This is a genomic window from Oceaniferula marina (genome assembly GCF_013391475.1).
Taxonomy (GTDB): domain Bacteria; phylum Verrucomicrobiota; class Verrucomicrobiia; order Verrucomicrobiales; family Akkermansiaceae; genus Oceaniferula; species Oceaniferula marina.
On the sequence record NZ_JACBAZ010000008.1, the window covers coordinates 129,269 to 152,752 of the forward strand.

The following is a 23,484-nucleotide window of genomic DNA, read 5'->3' on the forward strand; positions in this document are numbered from 1 at the left end:
CCCCAACACATTATTGCGCGTAGGGTTTCTCATTTTTAGCGCGCCCCTCAGACGAGGCAAAGGAAACATCCACACGCCCCAACAAAGCCAACATCCTTCCAGTACAGCCACGTTCGATCCGATAACTATAATAGTGTTCCAGATCCGACCCCGTACACAGCCCGGAATCCGTGAACCGATGCTCAGGCACCCCGGCATCCAATACCTGCTTTCTAATCTGAGAGGCAAAATTCACTTCGTAGTGTGGTGGGCGAATGCATGGAGCCAAAGCCACCTCGATATCCTCAGGCCGGGACCCGTAATGATTCTGCATCATCGCTATCGCTTTTCCCGTGATGTTCCCCTCCGTGCCCTTCTTTCCAGAATGCAACAAACCTAACACGCCCTGCTTTTGATCACTAAGATACACCGCCCCACAATCAGCGACATAAATCCCCAACAACACTCCGGGGTCGGCCGTCAACAGGCCATCCACTCCCGGCCAGATGCGAACCGGGGACTCACGTTCCACCATCGCAATCTCCGCCCCATGCACCTGCTCCGCTCGCTGTAATTCAGCCCACTCAAAGCCCAAAGCCTTCACCCTCGCCTCATGCTCCGGCTGAAGCCGGGCCAGCGTGGCCTCACGGTCCGTATCCACAACAATCCCGGGGATGCGTTCCACAAAATCGGCCCGCACACCGGCCAACCCATTGATCTTTTTTAAATAACAAGGCGCTTGCATCGTCGACCTAAGGTCGTAACGCAAGCGCCCTGGCTTGCCAAGCCCCGATCCCCGGCCTCTTGGAGGCGGCCGGCTTTCGAATCCTGGTTGGGTCTCTATTTTAATGTGATCGGCCTGTGATAGCACGATTCGCATGGGCGATGATATCGGCTTCCTCTTCATCCATTTCGGACATGACATCCGAGAGGTTGGAAGCGATTTCTCCGCGCATCCGTGACACAAGCTCGGCTCCCTTCGTGGTGATTCGAACCATGATCTTGCGGCGATCTTCCGCTGCATGCATACGCTCGACATATCCCAACTTCTCCAGACGATCCACCAAACCGGTTGCGGCTGCAGTGGAATGCCCCATCTTTTTCGCAATATCCGACATCGTCAGATAGTCTTCGCTGGAAAGATAGGCCAGTAGGAAAAACTGAGGAAAAGAAACATTTCCACGGTTCAACTCACTGGAGAGGTTCAGAATGCAGGAGCGCTGGGTAAACAGCACAAAATCTGCAAGGCGATCGGTATCGACCAAGCTTGTGTTGGAGGGACTGGTTTTCATTTTATTTGTGTACATTAGTTGTTTAATTTCGACTAATGTGAACACCGTTGCGAAATCAGAGATACCTAAAATATTAACTTTCCACAAGGTTTATTTTAAAAAAACCAACACACCCTAACATAAGTTTTTACAAAAACACCCCTCCAATCCATTATATATCAATAGATAAGCACGACGGCTCACAAATTTTTCAGGTATCTTTTTTTTCAATATTTGTTGATGTTTCAGCTTCCTTAGGCATTTCCTTATCAAACAAACGACGGATGTATACCGCATCCCCGACCTCTACCTTACCAGATCGGATGTCGGCTGCGACATGCTCACCGAGACGCTCCCCTGTCGGCTGCAAGCTGGCGGTTCTGCCATCTCCCCGACTTTCCACAACCTCATTGTCCGAGACTCTCCACACCCCGTAGCGGCGAATCAAGACAAAGCGGGAATGCTCATTCACCCGCTGAACTCTTCCGGCAAGGCGCACGTGATTCTCGGGCTCCGAGCCCATCCGTTGATCTCCTGAAGAGCCACAGGAGCACAAGAACACGGCCAGAGGAAAAAACAGATACGAAGTCTTGGGCATACAGCATCAGTACCCCAGACGGAGGTCGGTGAACAATCCTAATTTTGGAGATCCCGGCCAATGAAGAGCAATCTGTTGGGAAACCACTTGCCGAAGAGCATTTTCGGGGCATAATTTCGCTCGTTCATACTCTAAGCAACATGGAAAACGTTATTATTATCGGAACCGGCCCTGCCGGATACACCGCCGCCATTTATACCGCCCGCGCCGACCTCAAGCCATTGGTTCTCACCGGAACTCAGCCGGGAGGCCAGCTGACCACCACCACCGAAGTCGAAAATTTCCCAGGTTTCCCCGAAGGGATCACCGGCCCGGACCTGATGGTCAACATGCAGCAACAAGCGGAGCGCTTTGGCGCGCGGGTTGAGTTCGCTCAGATCGACTCCTTGGTCAAAGAAGACGACGGCACCTTCACCCTGAATGCCGGAGCCACCACATATCAGTCGAAAGCCGTCATTATCTGTTCCGGAGCATCCGCCCGCTACCTTGGACTTCCGGGTGAGGATGAGCTGGTCAGTGGTGGTCATGGTCTGACTGCATGCGCCACTTGTGACGGAGCTTTCTACCGTGACGTTCCGGTCTGCGTCATTGGAGGAGGAGACTCCGCCTGTGAAGAAGCCATGTTCCTGACAAAATTCGCCAGTAAGGTGTATCTGATTCACCGTCGGGACGAGCTCCGAGCCTCCAAAATCATGGCCCAGCGACTGCTCGATCATGAAAAAGTCAGCCCGGTCTGGAACGCAACCATCAAGGAATACCTCACAGACGACAAAGGAGACATCCGCGCCCTGCTGCTTGAGGACACTCAGGACGGCTCGACTTCCGAACTCGAGGTCAAAGGGGTGTTCATGGCCATTGGCCATACGCCGAACACCGCATTCTTAGGAGATCTCGTCAATCTCGACGACGGAGGTTACATTCTGCCCGAGCACGGTGCTCGCACCAATGTCGAAGGACTCTACACCGCAGGTGATGTCTCAGATCAGGAATACCGCCAGGCCATCACCGCCGCCGGAGCAGGCTGTGCAGCGGCCATCGAAGTCGAACGCTGGCTAGCTGAACAGGACTAATCCTGGAACCTCAAGCTCCGGCCAAGGGATACCATCTGTCGCCTTGGCCGGATTTCCTCCCATTTTTCCCAAGAAAATTACCCAAGCTGCGTTACTCTTCCTGACGATCATGAGATTTCCCACCGTCTACCTCTTCAGTGCTATCCTCAGCCTGCCTGTCATGGCTGAGCCACCAACGGCTGCTGATCAGGCAGCCCCGGCTGATTCCGGTCCGGAAACGGCAAAAAAAGAAACCAAGCCGATGGTCAAAAAGATCTCGGGCGACACATACCAAATCGGTAAGATCACCTTCAATAAGTCCACTCGTGAAATCCATCTGGATACGATGACCAATATCGTGGACCCCGGCACCCCGCTGGAATTTCTTCTCTGCCACAGTAATGGAGAGAAAGTCCACGAATCTCTACTGGTAACAGAAGCCGACCCCACCCACCTGAACATCGCCCTGAAGTTGCTCAACTACAAAGAGTCCCAGGAACTCTTCCGTCAGCTCAAGCCGGATCATACCCTTGAAGACCACTACCCGGTCGTGGCCGATACCATTCGTAAAGCTGCCCGCTTCACCGTGCACCTCACATGGAAGGCTGAGGGCAAAGAAAAAACAGCCCCCATCACCCAGTGGCTTCAACACCGAATCACCGAAAAGCCGATGCCAGCCACGCCATGGGTCTATAACGGGTCTTACGTCTGGGAGGGGAAATTCAAAGCCAAACTCAATGGCAACATTCTGGCTATTTTCCCCAATGAAAGCGCCCTCGCCAACTACCCGGGCGCTGACCGCGAAGACGACACCCTCTGGCTACCCGCAGAACGACTCCCCCGGGAAGGCAGCAAGGTCACCGTCATCCTGAAACCATGGGACGGAAAACTTTCACCTCAAGAAACCAAGGTCAAATAATGAATACACACACGATGCTCAAGCGCCTGGCCATGCCCATGGTCATTTCATGCCTCAGCCTGAATGCCCAGGCCCAGGACAACCCCTACCTCTCGATCAAACTCGAAATGAAACGAGCGATCGAACGAGGCAACGCCTACCTCAAGACCCAGCAAGACAAAGAGGGATACTGGCGCGAACCCAAGTACCCGGCATACACTGCGCTGGCACTCACAGCCGCCATGCGCTCCCCGTCGCACGAAAAAGCCGAATATATCGACAAGGGATACGCTTGGCTTGCCAAACAACAAAAAGACGATGGCGGCATCTACGGAAAAGGTCTGGGAACCTACAACACCTCGACCGCGATTGTCGCTCTCGTTTCCACCGGCGACAAAACGTATCATCCGGCCATCCTCAAAGCCCGCCGCTTCCTCATCAACCAGCAAGCAGACTGGGATACCAAGGGCCAGGCCGATAATAAATATGATGGAGGTATTGGATACGGGGGGTCCTACAACCACTCCGATATGTCCAACACCTATCTCGCTATCGAGGCTCTGCGGCTCTCACGGAGTATCGCCCAGGATAATGCCGAAGGCAAACAGCCCGAGCTCAATTGGGATGCCGCCATTCAATTCATTTCGCGCACGCAGAACCTGAAAGCAACCAATGACCAGCTCGGCATCAGTGATGACGGATCATTCAACTACTTCCCCGGCGATTCCAAAGCCGGACACAACACCAACCCGGACGGAACCAAAACCCTGCGCGGGTATGGCTCCATGTCCTATGCCGGACTCCTTTCCATGATTTATGCTGATCTGGATGCATCCGACCCCCGTGTTGTTGCCGTTAAAAAATGGGCAGGGAATAACTATTCCGTCAAAGAAAACCCAGGAATGGCAACCAAGGAAGACCCCACCCTCGGACAACAAGGCTTGTATTATTACTACCATGCCATGGCCAAGGCTCTCGCCGCAGCCAATATCGACAAGCTTCCCTTACAAGGTGGCAAAAAAGCCGACTGGCGCAAGGACATCGCCAGTGAACTCCTGACCGCCCAACGCGAAGACGGCTCGTGGCTTAATAAGAATTCCCGCTGGTGGGAAAGCGACCCCGTGCTGGTAACGGCCTATGCCGTGCTCACACTGGAACAAATCTATCACTCCATCCCGGAGTAACCAGTAGTCACAGTCAAACGAGGTGGAGGATTGGAATCAATCCTCCACTTTTGTTTAGACCTGAAGCTCCTCTCTCTTTCGCCCCCCTTCCGGCCTCGTCCCTTCTCTCAGCATGACTGTGGCGTGGAACCCATGACACAAGGTCTGAGCCAGACGCATCTATAATCCGGTGATAGGCTTTTTATCGGCATAATCATTCCCGTTCAAACTATTGATCACGGAATCTTGCCAAGCGTCGATGGCCTTTTTCATTCTGGCAGCCTCCGGCTTCTTTTCCTCCATCAAGTTGCGAGTTTCCATTGGGTCCTTTTCAAGATCATACAACTCGTATCTCGAAGGTTTCTGTCGATGCCCGATGACATGGATCTTGTATGGCCAATCCAACAGAGCTGCATGCCCGGGGTAGCCCCCGTTCTCCCCGCGCTGATGAGCTGGGAATACATTGACATTTTTCAATAGACGCATCGGATACGGGGATGCCCTGTCTCCCTGCTGAGCTTCCATCAGCTGCTTAATGATCCGGTCACTGTGTGTCGGCTGTCCACCGGTAAACTGATGCCAGAAGCCTATCATATTCTTACGTTTTGATTGCTTACCTTCGATCAATGGCATCAGATCGACACCATCCAAAAGCGGTTGCTGTTGTTCTTCACCACCGGTAAGGGCCAGCAACGTGGGATAGATATCCGAAGTAGATGCCGGTACGGCCACACCTTGAGACGACAATCGGGCCGGCCACTCTAACATGGCAGGAACACGTATCCCGCCTTCATAAATGGACCCTTTCCGTTCGCGTCCTCCGGACGTTTCTTTGACAAGTCCCCCGTTATCCGAGCAATACCAAACAATGGTATTTTTATGAATTCCCATCTTCCGGAGCTCCTTACGCAGGCGGCCAAGCTGTTCATCAATCAGTGAAATTTCCTGAAAATACCCACGATGTTTTTCTCCGGCATACCTCTCCGGCTGGCTCGAGAGCTCCTTGTGCGGGTCATGCGGTGCGGGGAACCAAACCACGGCAAAAACCGGCTTTTCACCTTTCCGGTGTTTGTCGACAAAGTCGATGGCCGCATCCATGGTGAGAACCGACCCCTGCCCCTGAAGCTGCTTAAAGCGACCGTTATGGCTCATGTAGGGGTTCTGGTCGAAGAAATTCAAGGCCGTCAGCCACTCGTCAAAACCAACCTGCCCCGGACAGGTTGGCGATTCTTTCTGCACCGACCCGATGTGCCACTTCCCGAAATGTCCGGTTACATAGCCACGGGATTGGAGAACCTCTGCGATCGTCATCTCATGAGGCCGCAGATAATGCCCGTGATTGAGGACATTGGTCCGCATCGGTGTGCGCCCCGTCATCACGCTGGCACGTGTGGGCGAACAGACCGGAGCCCCGGCATAAAAGCGTTTAAAAACAACACTCTCTTTCGCCATGGCATCCATGTTCGGTGTCTGAACGACGGCGTGACCTGTGTATCCAGCATCGCCATACCCCTGGTCGTCAGCCATCACGAGAATAATGTTCGGTTTCTCCGCCGCACTGAGCGGTGCCACGGAAAACAAAGCACAAAGAGGAATGAGAATGGATCGTTTCATGAAATTTATTTATGTTGGGACCCGTAGCGCGATTTCTGTTGCTGATAACGCTTTTTCATCACCTTCAGCACCTCTGCATACTCCGGGTTGTTATGCTCACTACGCATCTCGTCCGGATCTTTTTGCAAATCAAACAGCTGCCATTCATCACTTTGGGGAATATAAAACAACTTGTAACGATCTGTCCGGATTCCATCGTGCCGAGGGACGTTATGGATCCCTGGGTTTTCGTAGTATGCGTAGTACACACTCTGGCGAAATTCCTCCGGCTTGACCTCCCCTTTCAGCAAGGACACGAGACTTTGCCCCTGAATGCCGTCGTAATCTTTTGCGCCTGAGACTTCGAGGAATGTCGGAGCGTAGTCGATGTTTTGAATCAAGGCCGCATTTTTTGACCCTGGTTTGATCACCCCCGGCCAGCGGATTAGGAAGGGCATTTTCATCGAAAGGTCGAACATCCAGCGTTTATCATACCATCCGTGCTCACCGAGATAAAACCCCTGGTCCGAGGAGTAGATCACGATAGTGTTCTCTGCCAGACCTTCTTTGTCGAGATAATCCAACAAGCGACCAACGTTTTCATCCACCGCACGGATCACCCTCAGGTAATCCTTGATGTAGCGCTGGTATTTCCACGACAGGATTTCATCATCACTGACCTTGTTGTCCGCCACCTTGGCTAAGAGCCGGTAGTTCTTCGGGCTGTATGCCTTGTCCCAATCGCGCTTCTGGCGGTCACTCATTCGCGGGTATTCCCCATTGGTCCAGGTGCCGGGCATCTTCCCGGGGAACGGGCTGGTGCCGTGAATCTTGAGGTCGTGCTGCCAGTGAAAATGCTTATCGATCGACATCTCGTTTTTTTTCAACCACTCGGAACGCCCCGAGTAGTCATCGCGCAAGGTCGCAGGTTCAGGGATCTCAACATCATCAAACAATGTCAGGTGGCGCGGTGCTGGTGCCCAGTTGCGGTGCGGAGCCTTATGCTGGCACATCAGCAGGAACGGCTTGGTTTTGTCACGCTTCTCCAACCACTCGATCGAATGATCCGTAATAAGGTCGGTGGCATATCCGGGAAAGCGTTTCAGCCCTTTGTTGTCACCCCCCTCCATCACCCGGAAGTCTGGATTGTAATATGACCCTTGGCCGGGAAGCACCTGCCAGAAATCAAACCCAGTCGGCTTGGTGTGTAGATGCCACTTCCCGATGATTGCCGTCTGGTAGCCCGCATCTTGTAGTTGCTTGGGAAACGTGTTCTGAGAGCCGTCGAACTTGTCGCCGTTGCGCATGAAACCATTGCGGTGGGAATGCTTTCCGGTCAAAATACAAGCACGGGACGGGCCACAGATCGAGTTGGCGCAAAACGAGTTATCGAAAATTGCCCCCTGCTTGGCCAAGCGGTCAATGTTAGGAGTGGGAGCCACATCCTTGAGCCGACCACCATAGGAGGAAATAGCCTGCAGGGCATGATCATCAGAAAAAATAAACACAATGTTAGGACGCTCGGCGCACAGACCGGAAGTCACCATCGTCAAAGCTAAGGATAATCGATACAGCATTTTCATCTCAGGATTTGTTTGAGTCGACAAAACAAAAGAGTAATTTCATTACCTACGCACTCAAGCGCTATATCACCCCACGTCCTTGTCCGCTTTGGATACACCTGCAACCCAAACGCCACGAACGCCAAACCCGGGCAAATCTGTCCCCTAAGGTTACACATAAGAAGACGTATGAATTAAACGAATCCATCGTATATTTGCCCGTCATTCGCAAGCACCCTTACGGCTGAAGCAAGCGACAATTGAACCAGATACTCCAGAAAAAACCTACTTTATATTTCTCATGCGATACCTCATTCCGATTATCACACTCATCCCAGCCCTGGCCACCGCGTCTCCCATTGGAAAAGCCAAGATCAGCAGCAACCTTCCGGCCAAGGACGGCCACGCCCTCGAACTCATCACAGATGGCAAACTCGACACCTATTACCAAACCAAGGGAAAAACCAAACCCGGTGACTGGATCCAGCTCAGTTTCCCCGAGGCTCTACCCACTGGTAAAAACCTGCGTGTTCACACCGGGATCTCAGGTAGCGAAGACTTTTTCAATGGAGCGGTTCTCGAAGCTTCATCCGATGGAAACAGCTGGAAAAAAATAGCAGTCGAACGCGCTGCGCTCATCGATAGCAAGATCCCGGCCAACACCACTCACCTGCGCTTGCTCGCTACCGAAGCCAACGGTCACCACATCGCGGTCCGTGAAATCGAATTCACCGATGCCGCCTCCCCCGTCCTGATCCAAAAAGGGACCGCAACTCTGGAAGGCAAAACCTTCCAGCTCTCACTGGCCACCAACCTCGAAGGCAATGAAGACCTCAAACCTCGCTTTGATGAAATGGCGGCGCTCTACTTTGACCTCTGGCCCCAACTCGTCAGCATTCTTGGTTCACCACTCGATGACACCTATGTCGATGTCGATATCCACTACCGTGCGAGCATGAAGTACCCTGCCTATGCGGATAAAAGCTACATCGTTATCTCCGCGGACCATCTCAGAAAAAACAAAGCCGACACCATCGGCGTGTTTGTTCACGAACTCACCCACGTCATCCAACACTACCCGAACTACAAGCCGCACTGGTTCATCGAAGGAGTGGCTGATTACACCCGCTACAAACTCAACCCGGTCGAAGACAATTGGAAAAAACGCCACCGCGCAAACATCGATCTCAATAAACCGCTTGGCGCTTACTGGAGCTCGGCAGCGTTTCTGCTCTACCTGGAAGAAACCTATAAAAAAGAAATCGTCAAACCGGTCTCTATCGAAGTGCGCAACGGCACCTACACCGATGACATCTGGAAAAAGATCACGGGCAAAGAGCTCAAGCAACTCACCGAAGAGTATAAAAACTCTGGCTGGAAGATCCAATCCTGACCACTCAAATCAAAACCTCCGCATCTTCAAGGGCACCCTCGCGGTGCCCTTTTTTTGTCCCTATGGGAAACAGAGACCATGGAAGATCGTTCACCTCCTGGAATCCGTAAAGGCAAACGCTAAGTTAAAATATCACGGACCACCTTGGCCGGCATCACCCCGGTCAAGCGGTTATCCAATCCTTGATATGGGTAAGTCAAGCGCTCGTGATCAATGCCCAATTGGTGTAGGATCGTTGCATGTAAATCCCGCACATGCACTGCCTGATCAGGAGTGGTGATATTAAATGACATTTCATCGGTTTCACCATAAACCATACCAGGCTTGATCCCCCCTCCGGCCATCCAGATCGTAAAACACTTCGGGTGGTGGTCCCGCCCGTAATTCTTTTCAGACAACGGCCCCTGACAATACACCGTCCGCCCAAACTCCCCACCCCAGACAACCAAAGTATCTTCTAACATACCTCGCTGTTTCAAATCCTGAATCAAGGCATAAGCACCTTGATCCACATCTTTGCATTGCTCAGGTAAATCACGCTGTAATGCACCATGCTGGTCCCACCCCCGGTGAAAAATCTGAACAAAACGAGTCCCGCGCTCGACCAGACGCCTGGCCATCAAACAAGAATAGGCAAAGGAGCCACGCTTCTTGGCCTCGGAACCATAAAGCTCATAGGTGTGCTCAGACTCCCCTGACATATCCGTAAGCTCGGGAACACTCGCCTGCATCCGGAAAGCCATTTCGTATTGTTGAATTCTGGTTTGAATTTCAGGATCCCCGACCTGTTCATACGATTTCCGGTTCAGCGTGTTCAAGCCATCTAACATCGATCGGCGCATCTCCCTCGAAATGCCGGGCGCATTTTTCAAATACAACACGGGATCACCTTTACCTCGTAATGAGACGCCAGCATGTTCCCCGGGTAAAAAACCACTCCCCCACAAACCTGAGGAAATCGCCTGCACATTCGACTTCGGGTTCGTGTGGTATGCGTGCAATACGACAAAAGTCGGCAGGTCCTGGTTCATACTCCCCAGGCCATAAGACAACCAAGAGCCCATCGAGGCTTTCCCCCGAATCATCGATCCGGTGTACATCAAATAGTTGGCGGGCTCATGGTTGATGGCATCCGTATGCATCGACTTGATAATGCACAAGTCATCGACCATTTTGGCCGTATGCGGCAGCAACTCACTGACCCAGGCCCCGGATTCCCCGTGCTGGTTAAATGCAAACCGGGAAGGAGCAACAGGGAAACCTTTCTGCCCTGACGTCATCGTTGTTAGTCTCACACCTGACTCTTTCAAAAATCCAGACAGATCTTCCTTGAAACGCTTTTCCAATCCCGGCTTGTAGTCGAAAGTTTCCAACTGGCTGGGGGCCCCAATCATCGACATGTAAATCACTCGCTTCGCCTTCGGCGCAAAATGCGGCAATTGGACATCCCCTGCTCCCGCATGCCCCCCGAGAGCCATCAACTCTTTGGGTAACAACGAAGCCAGGGCCGCGGCCCCTAAGCCGGTCATATTTTTACGGAAAAACTGTCGGCGATTAACAATGCCATTTAGGTCGAAAAGATCATTCATTTTAAGTCAGTGGGGTTTAGGTTTATTTGGTTTGTGCCTCGTCGAGATTGAGTATCTGGGTAGTCACCATCGTCCATGCGGCAAACTCAGCAGCAGGTAGCGAAGGGTCCGCTTCGCTGTCTCCAACAGCTAACAATTTGGATGCAGCTTCCGGATCGGACTGGTATAGCTGCAACGCTTCGTTCAGTGATTGGGCAACGATTTTTCGTTCATCATCCTTCAACGATCGGGCCAGCAATCTTTGGGTAATCAGGTCCAGTCTTTGTTGCTCCCCCTTTCCCTCTTTCATTGCCTTCTCCGCCAACACCCGACAGGCTTCCACCAACTGCTCGTCATTCATCAAAACAAATGCGGCCAGCGGTGTGTTTGTCCGCTCGCGTCTAACACAAAACGTCTCCCGGGCCGGAGCATTCAATAACTCCATCGCCGGGTGAGGTGCCGTTCGCTTCCAAATGGTATAAATCGAACGTCGGTATAACTTCTCCCCGCTGTCTTGTTTGTAATGACGGGTATTCGATTGATTCATGGCCACAGCCTCCCAGATGCCTTCCGGCTGGTAGGGTTTTACAGGAGCCCCCCCCACCTCATCGACCAGCAGATCGGACGCCGACAATGCCATGTCACGGATCTGCTCCCCATGCATCCTAAACCTCGGAGCCCGGGTGAATAAGACATTCAACGGATCCTTTTCCAACTTCTCCGGCGATAAACCAGCCGACTGCTGGTAGGTTGACGAACCGATGATTGTTCTCAACATGTGTTGCACATCCCACCCCTGCTCGACAAATTCAAGAGCCAACCAATCCAAGAGTTCCGGGTGACTGGGGCGACCACCCATGATGCCAAAGTCCTCGGTGGTCTCGACAATGCCACGACCAAACAAGTAATGCCAATAGCGGTTGATCGTAACTCTGGACGTCAAGGGGTTCTCGGTCGAGACCAGCCATTCAGCCAACCCACGGCGGTTTACCTGCATCTCCTCGGTCATTGCCGGCAACACGGCAGGTGTTCCGGCCGAGACTTTCTCCCCCTTGGAAGCATAATCGCCTCGTTCAAGAATATAGGCAAAAGGATCGCGGTCCTTTTTTTCCTCCATGACCAACGAGTATGATCCTCGCTTTTTCAATCGCTCGGCTTCCGCAGTCAGCGCCTTGATTTTTTGATCCTCTTCCGTTGGTTTCGACGGATGAGTCACATCAAATTGTTTTCTCAGAGCTGCGAGCAAAGCTGCATTCCCTTTTCGCCCTTTCACTTCTTGAAGCTGTCCGGCTTCATCGACCAGTGAATCGAAAAGCATTTTATTAACTTCCTTTGCCGGCATCGGACGGGAAACAATACGAAGGTCTTGCACTGCCACCACGCCCTGCAAGGCACTGTCATTCCCCTCCCTCGCACCGAGACGTAAAGGAACCTTGGTATCAATCGCACGCAGCTTGGTATTATGAGAATAGCTCAGAGCCTCGGCCTTGCCATCGATATAGATCGTCAACGATGACTTCTTTTTACTGGGGTCATACACAACCCAAACATGATGCCACTGTTTCGCTGTCAACGCCTTGTTGGCAACTGCTTTCACGGCCCGATCCGGCCACTGGTCGACGATATGGGCGCCAACCTTTCCCCCTTGCAACCAAAGGTCCCAGCCACGGTGATGATCACTCGAATCCATTCTGGCAAGAATGGCCCCGTTAGGAGAGCCTTCAACATAAACAAAACCTCCAAAGGAAAAACCACGTTTCCCATCGAAGTCGGCGAGATCACCCAGCTCGATCGATGACTGACCACCCAATGACAAAGCCGGCCCAAAGACTCCGGGACGCGACTTCACATCGACTTTCCATGACGTCGGATTCCCGGCCGTATAACCAAGTAGCTCTCCGCCACCCGTAACCCTTAGCGGCAACGATACGATCTCTTTATCCACCGTGCGATGCGGCTGTCCACCGCGATCCGGCAACTGCTTCAGCCAATCTTGAAAGGCCTTCTTTCGTTCTAACTTATATTGAGATTGTTTTGTTCCGGCGACCTCTTGCCAATGCTCAATCTCTTTTTCGATTTCCGCCAAACGTGGTCGGTCGCCCGGGCGTGGCACAAACACGCTTGGAGGATGCCGCCCGTTGTTCCGATCCAGAGCTGCCATCGTTGTATTGCGGAAAAAAGCAGTCAACTGATAGAATTCTTTCTGACTGACAGGATCAAATTTATGGTCGTGGCATTCGGCACATCCCACCGTCAGCCCCTGCCAGACACCAAAGGTGGTGTTCACCCGGTCGGTTGCATACATGGCATTCACCTCATCCGCGATCGACCCCCCTTCACCTGTCGTCGGCAGACAGCGGTTAAAGCCCGTTGCAACTTTTTGGTCGAGAGTCGGAGATTCGAGCAAATCGCCCGCCAACTGCTCCACCGTAAACCGATCAAAGGGCATGTTCCGGTTAAAGGCATCCACCACCCAGTCGCGGTATGGCCAAATCTCACGGAAATTATCGATATGAATACCGTGTGTGTCCGCATACCGCGCGGCATCCAACCACAAGCGCCCCTGCTGCTCACCGTATGCCGGCATCTGGAACAAGCGGTCGAGCACCTCATTCACCGCTGCGACCGGATCCTCTTGAAATGCTTTTTCGAACTGGTCCACCTCTTCTGGTTCCGGTGGCAATCCGATGACATCAAAGGTAATCCGCCGCAATAATCGACGCGGGTTTTGTGGGGGGTTCGGCTGCAACCCAGCCTCTTCCATCTTCGCCAAAACAAACTGGTCGATGGGGTTACGCACCCAACGATCTGCTTTGACCTTGGGAAGCTCAGCTTTTTGAGGGGCCAAAAACGCCCAATGCTCCTGGTATTCAGCCCCTTGTTTGATCCACTTTTCGACAAGCGCAATCTCTTCCGGGCTCATCGTTTTGTGACTTTTAGGAGGCGGCATGATTTCCGAAACATCCTCCGACTTCATCAAATCCAGCAGCAATGACTCTTCCGGAGCTCCACGGACGATCACCGGCTTCCCATTTTCACGAGGTTCAAAGGCAAAGGATTCGCGGTCGATCCGTAAGGGTGCATCCTTCGGCTCGCGAGTCCCCGAGTCCGGACCGTGGCAATGGTAGCATTTTTCCGACAATATCGGCTGGATGTGGGCATTGAAAGTCACCAACTCAGGTAAACCATCGGATTCCGGGGAGGTCGATGGGGATGTCGATGGGGAAGTCGAAACATGGCTCGCAGAGCGTTCGTCACTGCCTGAACCCTGATCCTGATCGCAGGAGAGGAGCAACATGCCGGATGCCAGCGCAAACAATCGAGTGATCATCCGTGAGCTGAGAGCGAGACTTGAGGGGAGGTTTTGTATTTGATCCTTAGCCACCATCCAGAGCTATACGACAGCCCTCCTGCGCATATTTCACAACGAAACTAAAAATTCACTCTTTCCGTGACTGCCGAAGTTGCGCTGGTGCCACGGCTTGCTTTCTCCGCTTCGAAACAGCACAACCACACCGCCCGCCACAGCATTTGGCATCATGCGCCTTTTTCCAACGCCACAAGAACATGCCCAGCGTGATGACAACAATCAGGGGAGCCGCGTAACTCTGCCAGTTCATCCAATCCATGGTTCAAACTACAACATGATTTTAAGAGCTCAAAGCGAAAGCACAATTACACCAGCAAACTACCAAGCTGGTAAACGGTGAATGCGGCCAACCAGGCAACCAGCGACATCCCTCCCAGCTGGGCCAATGCCCACTTCCAAGACCCGGATTCCCGCCGGACCACCACCGTGGTCGGCAAACATTGCAGAGCATAGACGAAAAAGACCAACAAGCTCAAGGTCGTGACCGGCGTGTAAATCTTGCGCCCGTCAGGCCAGGTCGCCTGATCCAACTGGCCACGAAGCCGCTCCAGAAAAGCCTCCTCGTCATCCACTTCTTCAACCGAATAAGAAATCGCCAAATTGGCATTAAAAACCTCACGCGCTGCAAACGATGCAATCAGGGCCGTTCCCGTTCGCCAATCATAGCCGAGAGGCTTGACCACGGGTTCGATCGCATGGCCAACCCTCCCCATATAACTTTGTTCTAGAGCCAATGAGGGGTTCTCAGCAGCCGGGGAGCCTTCCTCAGGTTTGGGATACGTCTGAAGCGCCCAAAGTAAAATACAAAGCCCAAGAATCACCGTGCCCGCATTCCGTATAAAGGCCCAAGCACGCTCAAGTAAATGCCGCCCAATGTATGACCAGTCAGGCCGACTGTAGACCGGAAGTTCCATCAAAAAATGTGACGCCTCTTCCTCCCCCTTCACCTTGGGCGCCAGCAACCAGGCGGCAAACAAGGCCGTCACCGTTCCCAGAGCATAGACTCCGGCCAAAACGAGAGCCTGCATCCAAGCCCCCTGTCCGGCCATTAACATGCCAATCAGCAGAGAATACACCGGCAGACGGGCGGTACAACTCATCCACGGAGCAATCAATATCGTCAGAAGGCGTTGCTTGGCACTATCCATGCTGCGCGTCGCCATAATCCCCGGGATGGCGCAGGCATAAGAACTCATCAATGGTAAAAACGCCCGACCACTCAAGCCGACCCTCCCCATCAAGCCGTCCATCAGCATCGCCGCCCGTGTCATGTACCCCGTCGTTTCCATCAGTCCGATGAAAAACAACAACATCAAAATCTGCGGTAAGAAAATCACCACACTCCCAACTCCGTCAATCACCCCGTTGATCACCAAATCCTTCACGTCCCCCTCGGACATCCATCCGTCAACAAGCCCTTTGACCGCATCAATCCCGGTCTCCACCCAGCCCATGGGATACGCGGAAACACTGAAAATCGTGTAAAAAATCCCCAGCATCAAGCCGATAAAAATGCCCCAACCGGCAAGTGGATGCAACACCACCTGGTCGATTTTGTCACTGATCGTCATGCCTCCCAACTCCAAGCGCCGCGTCGCGTGTGCACATATTTCCTGCACCCGCGCAGTTCGGGCCTGAGACAGGGCCTCATCACTCACCATGGCCTCACGACTCAAACCATGGCTGGCCGCTTGTGCCGGGTGAGGGAACGGATGCCGGATCGCGTGCTTGAGATCGATCACTCCCTTCCCCGTATTGGCCTGACATGGCACCACGGGCAAGCCGAGTTCTTCAGCGAGCATCTCCACATTGATTCTCACCCCCTGGGATTCAGCCAAATCCACTTTATTCAAGGCCACTACCACCGGCAATCCAAGATCCACAACCTGTAGCGCCAGATAAAGGTGCCGCTCCAGATTGGAGGCATCCACCACACAGACGACAGCTGATGGTTGTGCCTCGCCCTCTTGCGAACCAAAGAGCACATCCCGGGTAATCTTTTCGTCCGGAGACTTGGGATCCAGCGAGTAACATCCAGGAAGATCGAGCAATTCATACCGATTGCCGTGGGGCGTGCGAAAGGTCCCAGACACCCGGGTCACCGTAATCCCCGGATAATTACCGGTTTTCTGATTCGCCCCGGTCAGCGAATTAAACAGCGTGGTTTTTCCACAGTTGGGGTTTCCGACAAGAGCTATGGTTTCCATCATTCGTTTGATCAGCTAAATTCTTCACCTGCCGGGCTACCCCGACCGCATCGGCCTTGGACGTACCCCGCGATTCAAGCCACCTCAACCATCACCTGCTCACCCAGCTTCCGGCTCACCGCCAGTTTGGTCCCACACATCGAACACAACATGTTACGACCGTTCGACAGCTTGCAAATCTGCATTTCCTCACACAGACCAATCTCCCGCAAACGGCGACAGCCCTTTCCCTCCAGTTTGCAAATACGCAGCATGCAGCCCGCTTGCGCCTGACTCAAGGTCATCGCACTGTCCACTTTCAGCTCGCTGGCAATATCGGCAATCATCTCCACGCGCAATAGAGCGCAATTGAGACGCTGTTGCAATAAGTATTTTTCCTTCGGGGTCATTTTTCACTTCTGGGAATAAGTTCTGATATCCACATATTTCTTCTTTTCAGCTGACTTCACATCCTTTTGAATGTGGCTGGCGAAAAAAGCCTACGACTTATGATTACCACACACGCGAAAATCACACCCGTTCTTGACCCGGAATTTGTCCCTGCCGTCCTTTGGAACCGTGCCTTTGAAGCCAAGGTTGCTGAAGACCCGGGAGCTCACGATGTTGAGGTAGCCCTTGGCCGCACCGACGGCACCGTCTTCCGCCGTTCCGTTCGCATTCTCTCCCATGAAGGTGAAAACATGGCCGACAACATCAAATACGTTGAGCGCCTGATCAAATTCATGCTCTGGGGACAGGGTGGAAGCCAGATTTTTATTGCCGGCAACGATGCTGTTGCAGCAGCACTGGCCGAGATGTATTCAGAAAACGGCTCCCGTAAATTCGATTGGGACATCGTCGGTAAAGGGATGTTTGGCGAATACATCAACGTGACAGCCACCACCGCCGATGCCATTCCAGCAGAAAACAGCCCGGTAGCACCACTCGGCCGCCACTTGGAAGGATGCCGGATCGGCTTCGACCTTGGGGGATCGGACCGCAAATGCGCTGCGGTCATCGATGGCAAGGTGGTCTTCTCCGAGGAAGTCCCATGGGACCCTTATTTCAAGGAGGACCCAAGCTACCAATACGACGGAATTATTCACTCCTTGAAGCTGGCTGCCGAGCATCTGCCACGCGTCGATGCCATCGGAGGATCTTCCGCTGGTGTTTACATCAACAACGAAGTCCGTATCGCTTCGCTTTTCCGAGGAATCAAGGACCCGGAGGTATTTGATACCGTCGTTCGCCCAATCTTCAAAAATATCTCTGAAAAAGAATACCCAGGTATCCCCTTCGACGTCATCAACGACGGTGAGGTCACCGCATTGGCGGGATCCATTTCGCTCGACACCAACTCCGTGCTCGGAGTCGCCATGGGAACCTCCGAAGCCGTGGGTTATGTCGATCCTCAAGGCAATGTCACCACCCAGATCAACGAACTCGCCTTTGCTCCGGTGGATTACCGCGAAAACGGGCCGGTTGATGAGTGGTCCGGCGACGAAGGATGCGGCGTCCAGTTCTTCTGCCAGCAAGGGGTTGCCCGCCTCGCACCAGCCGCTGGATTTGACTTCGGCGACATGCCCTTCCCCGAGCAACTGATCAAAGTGCAGGAGGCCATGGCCGAAGGTGACGAAAATGCTGCCAAGATCTACCAAACGATTGGAACATGCTTCGGTTACGCCATCGCCCACTATGCGGACTTCTACGAAATTGGCACCCTGATCATCATGGGCCGCGCCACTTCCGGACCCGGAGGCCAAATCATGATCGATGCAGCCAAGGAGGTGCTCGAGGCCGAGTTCCCTGAGCTCGCTGAGCAAATCACCATCACCCAGCCGGACGAAAAAATGAAGCGTCACGGCCAGGCGGTTGCCGCAGCATCCCTGCCGGCACTTGCTTAAACTCAAACCGAGGGAAGGAGGAGGCCGCCTGTGCGCCTCCCCGCCCCTCTCTTCCGGCAGATGCCCCCCCCCATCAAAGCCCGAATCATCTTTGACGAAAGGTCCCACCATGGGGCCTTTCGTTTACATCGCTGGCACCGCTATCGATATTGGATGTGGCTCCGGAGCGCCATCGGCATCGGAGTTTTTCCATTGGCCATCTGGCTCATTTTCAGCGAAGGCTGGACACCATGGCCCATGCTTCTAATGCTGGTCGGCACCCTGGTGATGCTGCGCCCCATCATCTGGAACATGATGCAGGTCCGCTCATTGCACAAACTCCCGGGCTACGGCCAGGAAGTCTGTTACACAATCACCCCCGAGGCTTTACACATCGACGGAGAAAGTAAATCCGCCCGTCTCGACTCCCACCAAATCGTCGAGTGCGTACCGACCACACAGGGCATCCTGATCTACCATAGTAAAACATCTTACACTTGGCTGCCCCACTCTGCCTTTGATTCCACTACCGACTATCACCAGGCTGGAACATGGCTGAGCCAAATGGCTCAATAAACAAACGTACCCGGCAGACGGGCCATTATTTCATCCCGGTTCCTGGCCGAGAACCGACATAAAGCGCCTGGATCCCATCCAGATACTCCTGAATCGAATCCGACTCCCTGGGCTTGATCGACTCACGCTTCAACGCCCGGCTCAAATCGATGTATTGCTTGAAGCTACCGCTGACCTCGTCGGCCTGAGTAATATAATACCAATCCAGATAATCACGCACCCTGGTTCCCGCTTCCTGATACTTCATTCGAACATCGGCCAGCTTGTTTAGGCGCATCTGAATATCCTTGTCCTTGCCCAGGACAATTTCCCGCAGAATGATTTCATACTCGGCAATCAACGGTCGGTAATTGGGAAAACAACGGTAACTGATGCGTTCCAACTCCGCACTGGCGCCTGCCACAGCCGCTCTCCGGTCTTCAGGCTCCAAGGATAAAATTTCACGGTATCCATCCATCCCAAGCGTCACCGACGCTTCATTTTCATCGCGGTAACGCAGCTTGAGTATACTCTCCAATCGTTTCTCGGTTTCCAGCAGGGAATAGATCTGCGACACCGTAGCGGTCCCGAGTTCCGCCATTTCCAAATCCACCCATTTTTCCAAGCTGTTCTTTGATTTGTTCATGCTCGGAAAGTGTTTTCGCATCAGGTTTTCCTCTTCCCCCTTGAAGGTCGCCACATCAGAAAGGTAACCTTCCATTCCCCGCCGACCATCCGGTTGACGGAACAAGGCACTGACCATCGCCCCTGAAATGGCACGGAATGCCAAGGGGCGTCGCCCGTCTAATGCCTTCCACTCGGTTTCGGTCGACTCAAACACCTGCTGTAAGGGGAGAATCTCAAAATAAGGAACCCCCGCCTGATAAATCTTCCGGTTCGCCCTGCCGTATTTGAGGTCCAAGGCCTCCAACATCCCGACCACCAACCATGGCCGCACCAAGACATCCTCGCCTTCAGCAACCCGCTGTCCATCGCACAAGCCTCGCTCGTATAAAAGCAACTCCATCACGTGATATCGAAGCCGCTGATGGTCCACCCCCTTGGCTAAATGAAGATGCAGTTTTAAAAACGTCTTTCCCTGGATTTGTTCAATCTCGCGAACCAAGCTGCGTTTCTGCTCCCGGTCCCCCTCTTGGCCGTAGAGATAAATAATGATGGGAAGCTTCAGCTGGCGGCCTTTGTTTCCGGTCATTTCCGCCAATTCACCTCCTAACTTGCCAGCCAGAGATGCAATACCACCTCGAACACGCTGATGACTCCCGACCACGGTGAAACCTTCAAAGGTAGTCACCTGCTCGATCCCATCGCCAGCCTCTTCTGGAACCTTGCTTTCTTCTTCCACGGGAACCGCAGCCGGCGGTTGCCTGTCGAGACCATCCTCCGCGTCAAGCTGCGCATCCAACCATCCCGCACCTAGAAAAAAAAACCAGCCAGCCAGAACGGCAAGCTTTGTTTTTACGGGAAACAAAGAACAACTCATCACTACCTCGCGGGCTGATTACTCAATCGGGGGTCCAGAGTGATCCGCCCGTGTTCGACGACCACATCATGAATTTGAAGCGCTTTCTCAGCCCCCTTGGACTCATCGCGGTAAAGCTTAAGCTCTTCAGCCAGTTCTTCGGCCATCGCACTGAATGCCGGCATCACAAGACGCGCAAATCCGCCAGGCAACTTCACTTGGCCCACTTGGGAAGCATGCCGATGAATACTGAAGCCATTGTCGATGGGTTCGAAGCGCATGAATATCGATGTCACATGGCGAATTCCCTTCGGAAGCTCCCTTTCAATCGCAAACTCAATCTCGCCAGGCTTGAAATTCACCCAGGTTCCAACCACCGACAACTCCTTTTCCAACAGCCCGCCCTGCTTCACTTGCAGCCGCTTTCTCAGCCAGGCGTTCACCTCCCGCTCGTGAAAACTCACCGGCTCATTGCGCTCAATCGCCGTCTTCAATCGCTGCGGCAAGGGTGACACCGGCAAGCGCGTTCCGTTTAAAAGTTCGCGACGACCATCAATTTCATCCACATCATAACTTTTGATGGCAGGAAAGACCTTCACTCCGGAAAGCTCCAAATCCATCACTTGCTGGTTGAATTTTTCAGGTTTGCCCACCGGCTGCCAGATAAAATAGACGTGAAACCCAAGGTAAGCCATCACCAGAAACAATCCCAATAACAACAATCGCTTGAAGAAACCTCCCTTTCTGACCTTCGCTGGGGACTGAGCCTCTGCTTTCTTGGGTCTGTCGCTCTGTTTTTGGTCTGCCATAATCGCGACGAGGGGTAACAAATTCCGATTCGCATGGAAAGCACAGATTCTCGAAGGCAAGCAAATCAACAAATCACCTTGCCAGAGAGGCAAGAGAATGGAAAATATGAGCAACCTTTGCCAGTCTCCGGGGTTGAACGAGTCATAACCATGACCAGCGCATCCGCCACCATCAAGCTCCCGCAGGCTGCCATCGAAGCAACACCTATGCCCGACCCCCGCGCCAGCAGTCCAGCCTCCACGGACGATGTCAGCCCTTCCGCCAGCCACCTCAGTGAGGATGACACGGACGTCGAGCTGATGCAGCGTGTCGCCAAACAGGACGAAGCAGCCTTTGAGCAGCTGATTGAGCGCCACCAACATGCGGTGATCGGAACCGTGGCAAAAATGCTGGGCAACCCGTCTGACGCCGAAGACATTGCCCAACAAGTATTCATCCGAATCTGGAAGAGCGCCCCCCGCTACAAGCCTACCGCCAAATTTACGACCTTCCTCTTCACCATCGCACGCAACCTCGTCTTCAATGAAAGCCGGAGACGCAGCCGCAAAAAAGAATACTCGATGGACGAGCGGGAGGATGATTTTCACCTCCAGACACCTGACCCCCAACAAGCGAGGCCGGATCAAGACGTTCTGCACGCAGAACTCCAACACGCTGTTGACCAAGCAATTGCCTCGCTACCCGAAAAGCAACGGATGGCTGTCATTCTCCGCCGTTACGAAGGGATGCCATACGACGAAATCTCCGAGGTCCTCGGGCTTTCAATCTCAGCGGTCAAAAGCCAACTCTTCCGGGCCAGAACCACCCTGAGGGAAACCCTGCAACAATACCTCAATCAGTAGAGGCTCCCAGCGCGGGTGAAGATGGCGTATTTCTGCCTTTCCAGCGATGCTCGGCACGGCCTAGGATGCATCTTATGCATTACCTCCGACTCACCCTGATGTGGATAGCCTCCGCATTTTACCTGCATGCCGGCGTCACCACCACGCTGGTCACGGATGAATTAAAACTCCCCGTATGGGCCAGCGCCCCTGAAGGAACGTCCCAGTTGCTGTGGATTGTCGAAAAAAAGGGAACCATCCAGATTCTCGACCGAAAATCGGGAAAGAAGCAGCTGTTTCTCGACATCGTTTCGCGAGTCGGTTCCAAGGGCAACGAAGAAGGGCTGCTCGGACTCGCCTTTGAAAAAGATTACCTTAAATCCGGAAGATTCTACGTCAATCTGACCAACCCGAAAGGCTTCACCGAAATCATTCGCTTCACCGCTCACGGCAAAGACAAACGTCAATGCAAACCAGAATCCGCTGAAGTCCTGCTCACCTACAAACAAGACTACCGCAACCACAACGGTGGATGGATCGGCATCGGGCCGGACGGCTATCTTTACATCGGCAACGGAGACGGAGGGTCAGCCAACGACCCCAAAGACCGGGCTCAGGACCTCAGTTCCCACCTTGGAAAACTTCTTCGCATCGACGTGTCCCCAGAAAAAGGCTACCGCATTCCCAAGGACAATCCGTTTAAAAACAATTCAAAGGCCAAAGCCGAAATCTACGCCTACGGACTCCGCAATCCCTGGCGCTGTTCATGGGACCGCAAAACCAAGGATTTTTACATCGCAGATGTCGGCCAAAACGCATGGGAAGAAATCAACTATGTCCCCGCAGGCAAAGGCAAAGGAGCAAACTACGGCTGGAGACTAAGAGAAGGCATGATCGCCACCCCCAAGAAAAAAGTGGGCGGAGACAAACCCAGAGCTGCCATCGACCCGGTCTACGTCTACCGCCACGGCAGCGGCCCCGATCAAGGAGTCTCGGTCACTGGCGGCTACGTCTACCGCGGCCCCATCCAATCACTTCAAGGGAAGTACTTCTTCGCAGACTACGCCAACCCGAGAATCTGGTCGTTCGAAATAAAAAATGGCAAGATGCACAACTTTGAAGACTGGACCGATACCTTCAAATACAAAGGAAAGTCCATCAAATCGATTTCTTCCTTTGGAGAAGACCCGGAAGGCAACCTCCTGATTATTTCCTACAAAGGAAGTATCTATCAGGTGGTCGAGCAATAATGCTTTTTCAGGGCGTAATGGCTAAACCATATCCACAGCTCCCTTGAGGTCTTTC

General features: G+C 53.1%; 19 protein-coding genes. 8 read left to right on the plus strand and 11 right to left on the minus strand.

The window, feature by feature from the left end; genetic code table 11:
• Nucleotides 1–10: 10 nt before the first annotated feature.
• From HW115_RS16125 to HW115_RS16135, 3 genes are all read right to left on the minus strand, one after another.
• Nucleotides 11–859 (minus strand): purine nucleoside phosphorylase YfiH/LACC1 family protein, encoded by an 849-nt coding sequence (locus tag HW115_RS16125; protein WP_227021588.1) that lies wholly within the window; start codon nt 857–859, stop codon nt 11–13.
• On the minus strand, nt 825–1,271 hold the full coding sequence (locus HW115_RS16130) for a MarR family winged helix-turn-helix transcriptional regulator (protein WP_178933981.1): 447 nt from the start codon (nt 1,269–1,271) through the stop codon (nt 825–827). The genes HW115_RS16125 and HW115_RS16130 overlap by 35 nt, the downstream gene beginning before the upstream one ends.
• Nucleotides 1,272–1,461: 190 nt before the next feature.
• Nucleotides 1,462–1,848, minus strand: coding sequence for a hypothetical protein (locus HW115_RS16135; protein WP_178933982.1), 387 nt, complete (start codon nt 1,846–1,848; stop codon nt 1,462–1,464).
• A gap of 140 nt (nt 1,849–1,988) precedes the next feature.
• Here HW115_RS16135 and trxB point away from each other — a divergent pair, with 140 nt between their 5' ends.
• The 3 genes from trxB (at nt 1,989) to HW115_RS16150 (ending at nt 4,979) form a co-directional block, all read left to right on the plus strand.
• Nucleotides 1,989–2,918, plus strand: a complete 930-nt coding sequence (gene trxB, locus HW115_RS16140) for a thioredoxin-disulfide reductase (protein WP_178933983.1) — start codon at nt 1,989–1,991, stop codon at nt 2,916–2,918.
• A gap of 109 nt (nt 2,919–3,027) precedes the next feature.
• The gene (locus HW115_RS16145) at nt 3,028–3,816 is read left to right on the plus strand and encodes a YdjY domain-containing protein (RefSeq protein ID WP_178933984.1); all 789 of its coding nucleotides are present in this window, start codon (nt 3,028–3,030) and stop codon (nt 3,814–3,816) included.
• Nucleotides 3,816–4,979 (plus strand): prenyltransferase/squalene oxidase repeat-containing protein, encoded by a 1,164-nt coding sequence (locus HW115_RS16150; RefSeq protein ID WP_178933985.1) that lies wholly within the window; start codon nt 3,816–3,818, stop codon nt 4,977–4,979. The genes HW115_RS16145 and HW115_RS16150 overlap by 1 nt, the downstream gene beginning before the upstream one ends.
• A 159-nt stretch (nt 4,980–5,138) precedes the next feature.
• On the opposite strand, the gene HW115_RS16155 is transcribed toward HW115_RS16150, so the two are convergent.
• Together HW115_RS16155 and HW115_RS16160 are read right to left on the minus strand one after the other, a co-directional pair.
• On the minus strand, nt 5,139–6,572 hold the full coding sequence (locus tag HW115_RS16155) for a sulfatase family protein (RefSeq protein ID WP_178933986.1): 1,434 nt from the start codon (nt 6,570–6,572) through the stop codon (nt 5,139–5,141).
• Nucleotides 6,573–6,577: 5 nt separating this feature from the next.
• On the minus strand, nt 6,578–8,134 hold the full coding sequence (locus tag HW115_RS16160; RefSeq protein ID WP_178933987.1) for a sulfatase family protein: 1,557 nt from the start codon (nt 8,132–8,134) through the stop codon (nt 6,578–6,580).
• 280 nt (nt 8,135–8,414) lie between these two features.
• Here HW115_RS16160 and HW115_RS16165 point away from each other — a divergent pair, with 280 nt between their 5' ends.
• Complete coding sequence (locus tag HW115_RS16165) at nt 8,415–9,506, plus strand: basic secretory protein-like protein (protein ID WP_178933988.1); 1,092 nt, start codon at nt 8,415–8,417, stop codon at nt 9,504–9,506.
• A gap of 119 nt (nt 9,507–9,625) precedes the next feature.
• Here HW115_RS16165 and HW115_RS16170 read toward each other — a convergent pair whose 3' ends face one another.
• From HW115_RS16170 to HW115_RS16185, 4 genes are all read right to left on the minus strand, one after another.
• Nucleotides 9,626–11,095, minus strand: a complete 1,470-nt coding sequence (locus tag HW115_RS16170; protein WP_178933989.1) for a DUF1501 domain-containing protein — start codon at nt 11,093–11,095, stop codon at nt 9,626–9,628.
• A 22-nt stretch (nt 11,096–11,117) separates the two neighbouring features.
• The gene (locus HW115_RS16175; RefSeq protein ID WP_178933990.1) at nt 11,118–14,405 is read right to left on the minus strand and encodes a DUF1553 domain-containing protein; all 3,288 of its coding nucleotides are present in this window, start codon (nt 14,403–14,405) and stop codon (nt 11,118–11,120) included.
• A gap of 344 nt (nt 14,406–14,749) precedes the next feature.
• Nucleotides 14,750–16,654, minus strand: coding sequence for a ferrous iron transporter B (gene feoB, locus HW115_RS16180; RefSeq protein ID WP_178933991.1), 1,905 nt, complete (start codon nt 16,652–16,654; stop codon nt 14,750–14,752).
• Between the two features lie 71 nt (nt 16,655–16,725).
• A complete protein-coding gene (locus tag HW115_RS16185; RefSeq protein WP_178933992.1) occupies nt 16,726–17,040 on the minus strand; it encodes a FeoA family protein in 315 nt (104 codons plus the stop codon).
• 99 nt (nt 17,041–17,139) lie between these two features.
• On the opposite strand from HW115_RS16185, the gene HW115_RS16190 reads away from it, so the two are divergent.
• Together HW115_RS16190 and HW115_RS16195 are read left to right on the plus strand one after the other, a co-directional pair.
• A complete protein-coding gene (locus HW115_RS16190) occupies nt 17,140–18,534 on the plus strand; it encodes an ROK family protein (RefSeq protein WP_178933993.1) in 1,395 nt (464 codons plus the stop codon).
• A gap of 153 nt (nt 18,535–18,687) precedes the next feature.
• Entirely contained in the window at nt 18,688–19,089 is a 402-nt protein-coding gene (locus tag HW115_RS16195; protein ID WP_178933994.1) for a YcxB family protein, read from the plus strand.
• A gap of 25 nt (nt 19,090–19,114) precedes the next feature.
• On the opposite strand, the gene HW115_RS16200 is transcribed toward HW115_RS16195, so the two are convergent.
• On the minus strand, nt 19,115–20,569 hold the full coding sequence (locus tag HW115_RS16200) for a hypothetical protein (protein ID WP_178933995.1): 1,455 nt from the start codon (nt 20,567–20,569) through the stop codon (nt 19,115–19,117).
• Between the two features lie 2 nt (nt 20,570–20,571).
• Complete coding sequence (locus HW115_RS16205; RefSeq protein WP_178933996.1) at nt 20,572–21,357, minus strand: hypothetical protein; 786 nt, start codon at nt 21,355–21,357, stop codon at nt 20,572–20,574.
• 150 nt (nt 21,358–21,507) lie between these two features.
• Here HW115_RS16205 and HW115_RS16210 point away from each other — a divergent pair, with 150 nt between their 5' ends.
• Together HW115_RS16210 and HW115_RS16215 are read left to right on the plus strand one after the other, a co-directional pair.
• Nucleotides 21,508–22,200 (plus strand): RNA polymerase sigma factor, encoded by a 693-nt coding sequence (locus HW115_RS16210; protein WP_227021589.1) that lies wholly within the window; start codon nt 21,508–21,510, stop codon nt 22,198–22,200.
• A gap of 74 nt (nt 22,201–22,274) precedes the next feature.
• Nucleotides 22,275–23,429: a PQQ-dependent sugar dehydrogenase gene (locus tag HW115_RS16215; RefSeq protein WP_178933997.1), complete on the plus strand. Its 1,155-nt coding sequence runs from the start codon at nt 22,275–22,277 to the stop codon at nt 23,427–23,429.
• The last annotated feature ends 55 nt before the right edge of the window (nt 23,430–23,484 follow it).

Bases quoted from the DNA above. Each gene is read 5' to 3' on its own strand.
- HW115_RS16155 (WP_178933986.1), bottom strand. From the start codon at position 6,572: ATGAAACGATCCATTCTCATTCCTCTTTGTGCTTTGTTTTCCGTGGCA.
- HW115_RS16125 (WP_227021588.1), bottom strand. From the start codon at position 859: ATGCGAATCGTGCTATCACAGGCCGATCACATTAAAATAGAGACCCAA.
- HW115_RS16205 (WP_178933996.1), bottom strand. From the start codon at position 21,357: ATGGCAGACCAAAAACAGAGCGACAGACCCAAGAAAGCAGAGGCTCAG.
- HW115_RS16175 (WP_178933990.1), bottom strand. From the start codon at position 14,405: ATGATCACTCGATTGTTTGCGCTGGCATCCGGCATGTTGCTCCTCTCC.
- HW115_RS16150 (WP_178933985.1), top strand. From the start codon at position 3,816: ATGAATACACACACGATGCTCAAGCGCCTGGCCATGCCCATGGTCATT.
- HW115_RS16185 (WP_178933992.1), bottom strand. From the start codon at position 17,040: ATGACCCCGAAGGAAAAATACTTATTGCAACAGCGTCTCAATTGCGCT.
- HW115_RS16190 (WP_178933993.1), top strand. From the start codon at position 17,140: ATGATTACCACACACGCGAAAATCACACCCGTTCTTGACCCGGAATTT.
- trxB (WP_178933983.1), top strand. From the start codon at position 1,989: ATGGAAAACGTTATTATTATCGGAACCGGCCCTGCCGGATACACCGCC.
- feoB (WP_178933991.1), bottom strand. From the start codon at position 16,654: ATGATGGAAACCATAGCTCTTGTCGGAAACCCCAACTGTGGAAAAACC.
- HW115_RS16145 (WP_178933984.1), top strand. From the start codon at position 3,028: ATGAGATTTCCCACCGTCTACCTCTTCAGTGCTATCCTCAGCCTGCCT.
- HW115_RS16210 (WP_227021589.1), top strand. From the start codon at position 21,508: ATGACCAGCGCATCCGCCACCATCAAGCTCCCGCAGGCTGCCATCGAA.
- HW115_RS16165 (WP_178933988.1), top strand. From the start codon at position 8,415: ATGCGATACCTCATTCCGATTATCACACTCATCCCAGCCCTGGCCACC.
- HW115_RS16170 (WP_178933989.1), bottom strand. From the start codon at position 11,095: ATGAATGATCTTTTCGACCTAAATGGCATTGTTAATCGCCGACAGTTT.
- HW115_RS16195 (WP_178933994.1), top strand. From the start codon at position 18,688: ATGTGGCTCCGGAGCGCCATCGGCATCGGAGTTTTTCCATTGGCCATC.
- HW115_RS16215 (WP_178933997.1), top strand. From the start codon at position 22,275: ATGCATTACCTCCGACTCACCCTGATGTGGATAGCCTCCGCATTTTAC.
- HW115_RS16160 (WP_178933987.1), bottom strand. From the start codon at position 8,134: ATGAAAATGCTGTATCGATTATCCTTAGCTTTGACGATGGTGACTTCC.
- HW115_RS16200 (WP_178933995.1), bottom strand. From the start codon at position 20,569: ATGAGTTGTTCTTTGTTTCCCGTAAAAACAAAGCTTGCCGTTCTGGCT.
- HW115_RS16135 (WP_178933982.1), bottom strand. From the start codon at position 1,848: ATGCCCAAGACTTCGTATCTGTTTTTTCCTCTGGCCGTGTTCTTGTGC.
- HW115_RS16130 (WP_178933981.1), bottom strand. From the start codon at position 1,271: ATGAAAACCAGTCCCTCCAACACAAGCTTGGTCGATACCGATCGCCTT.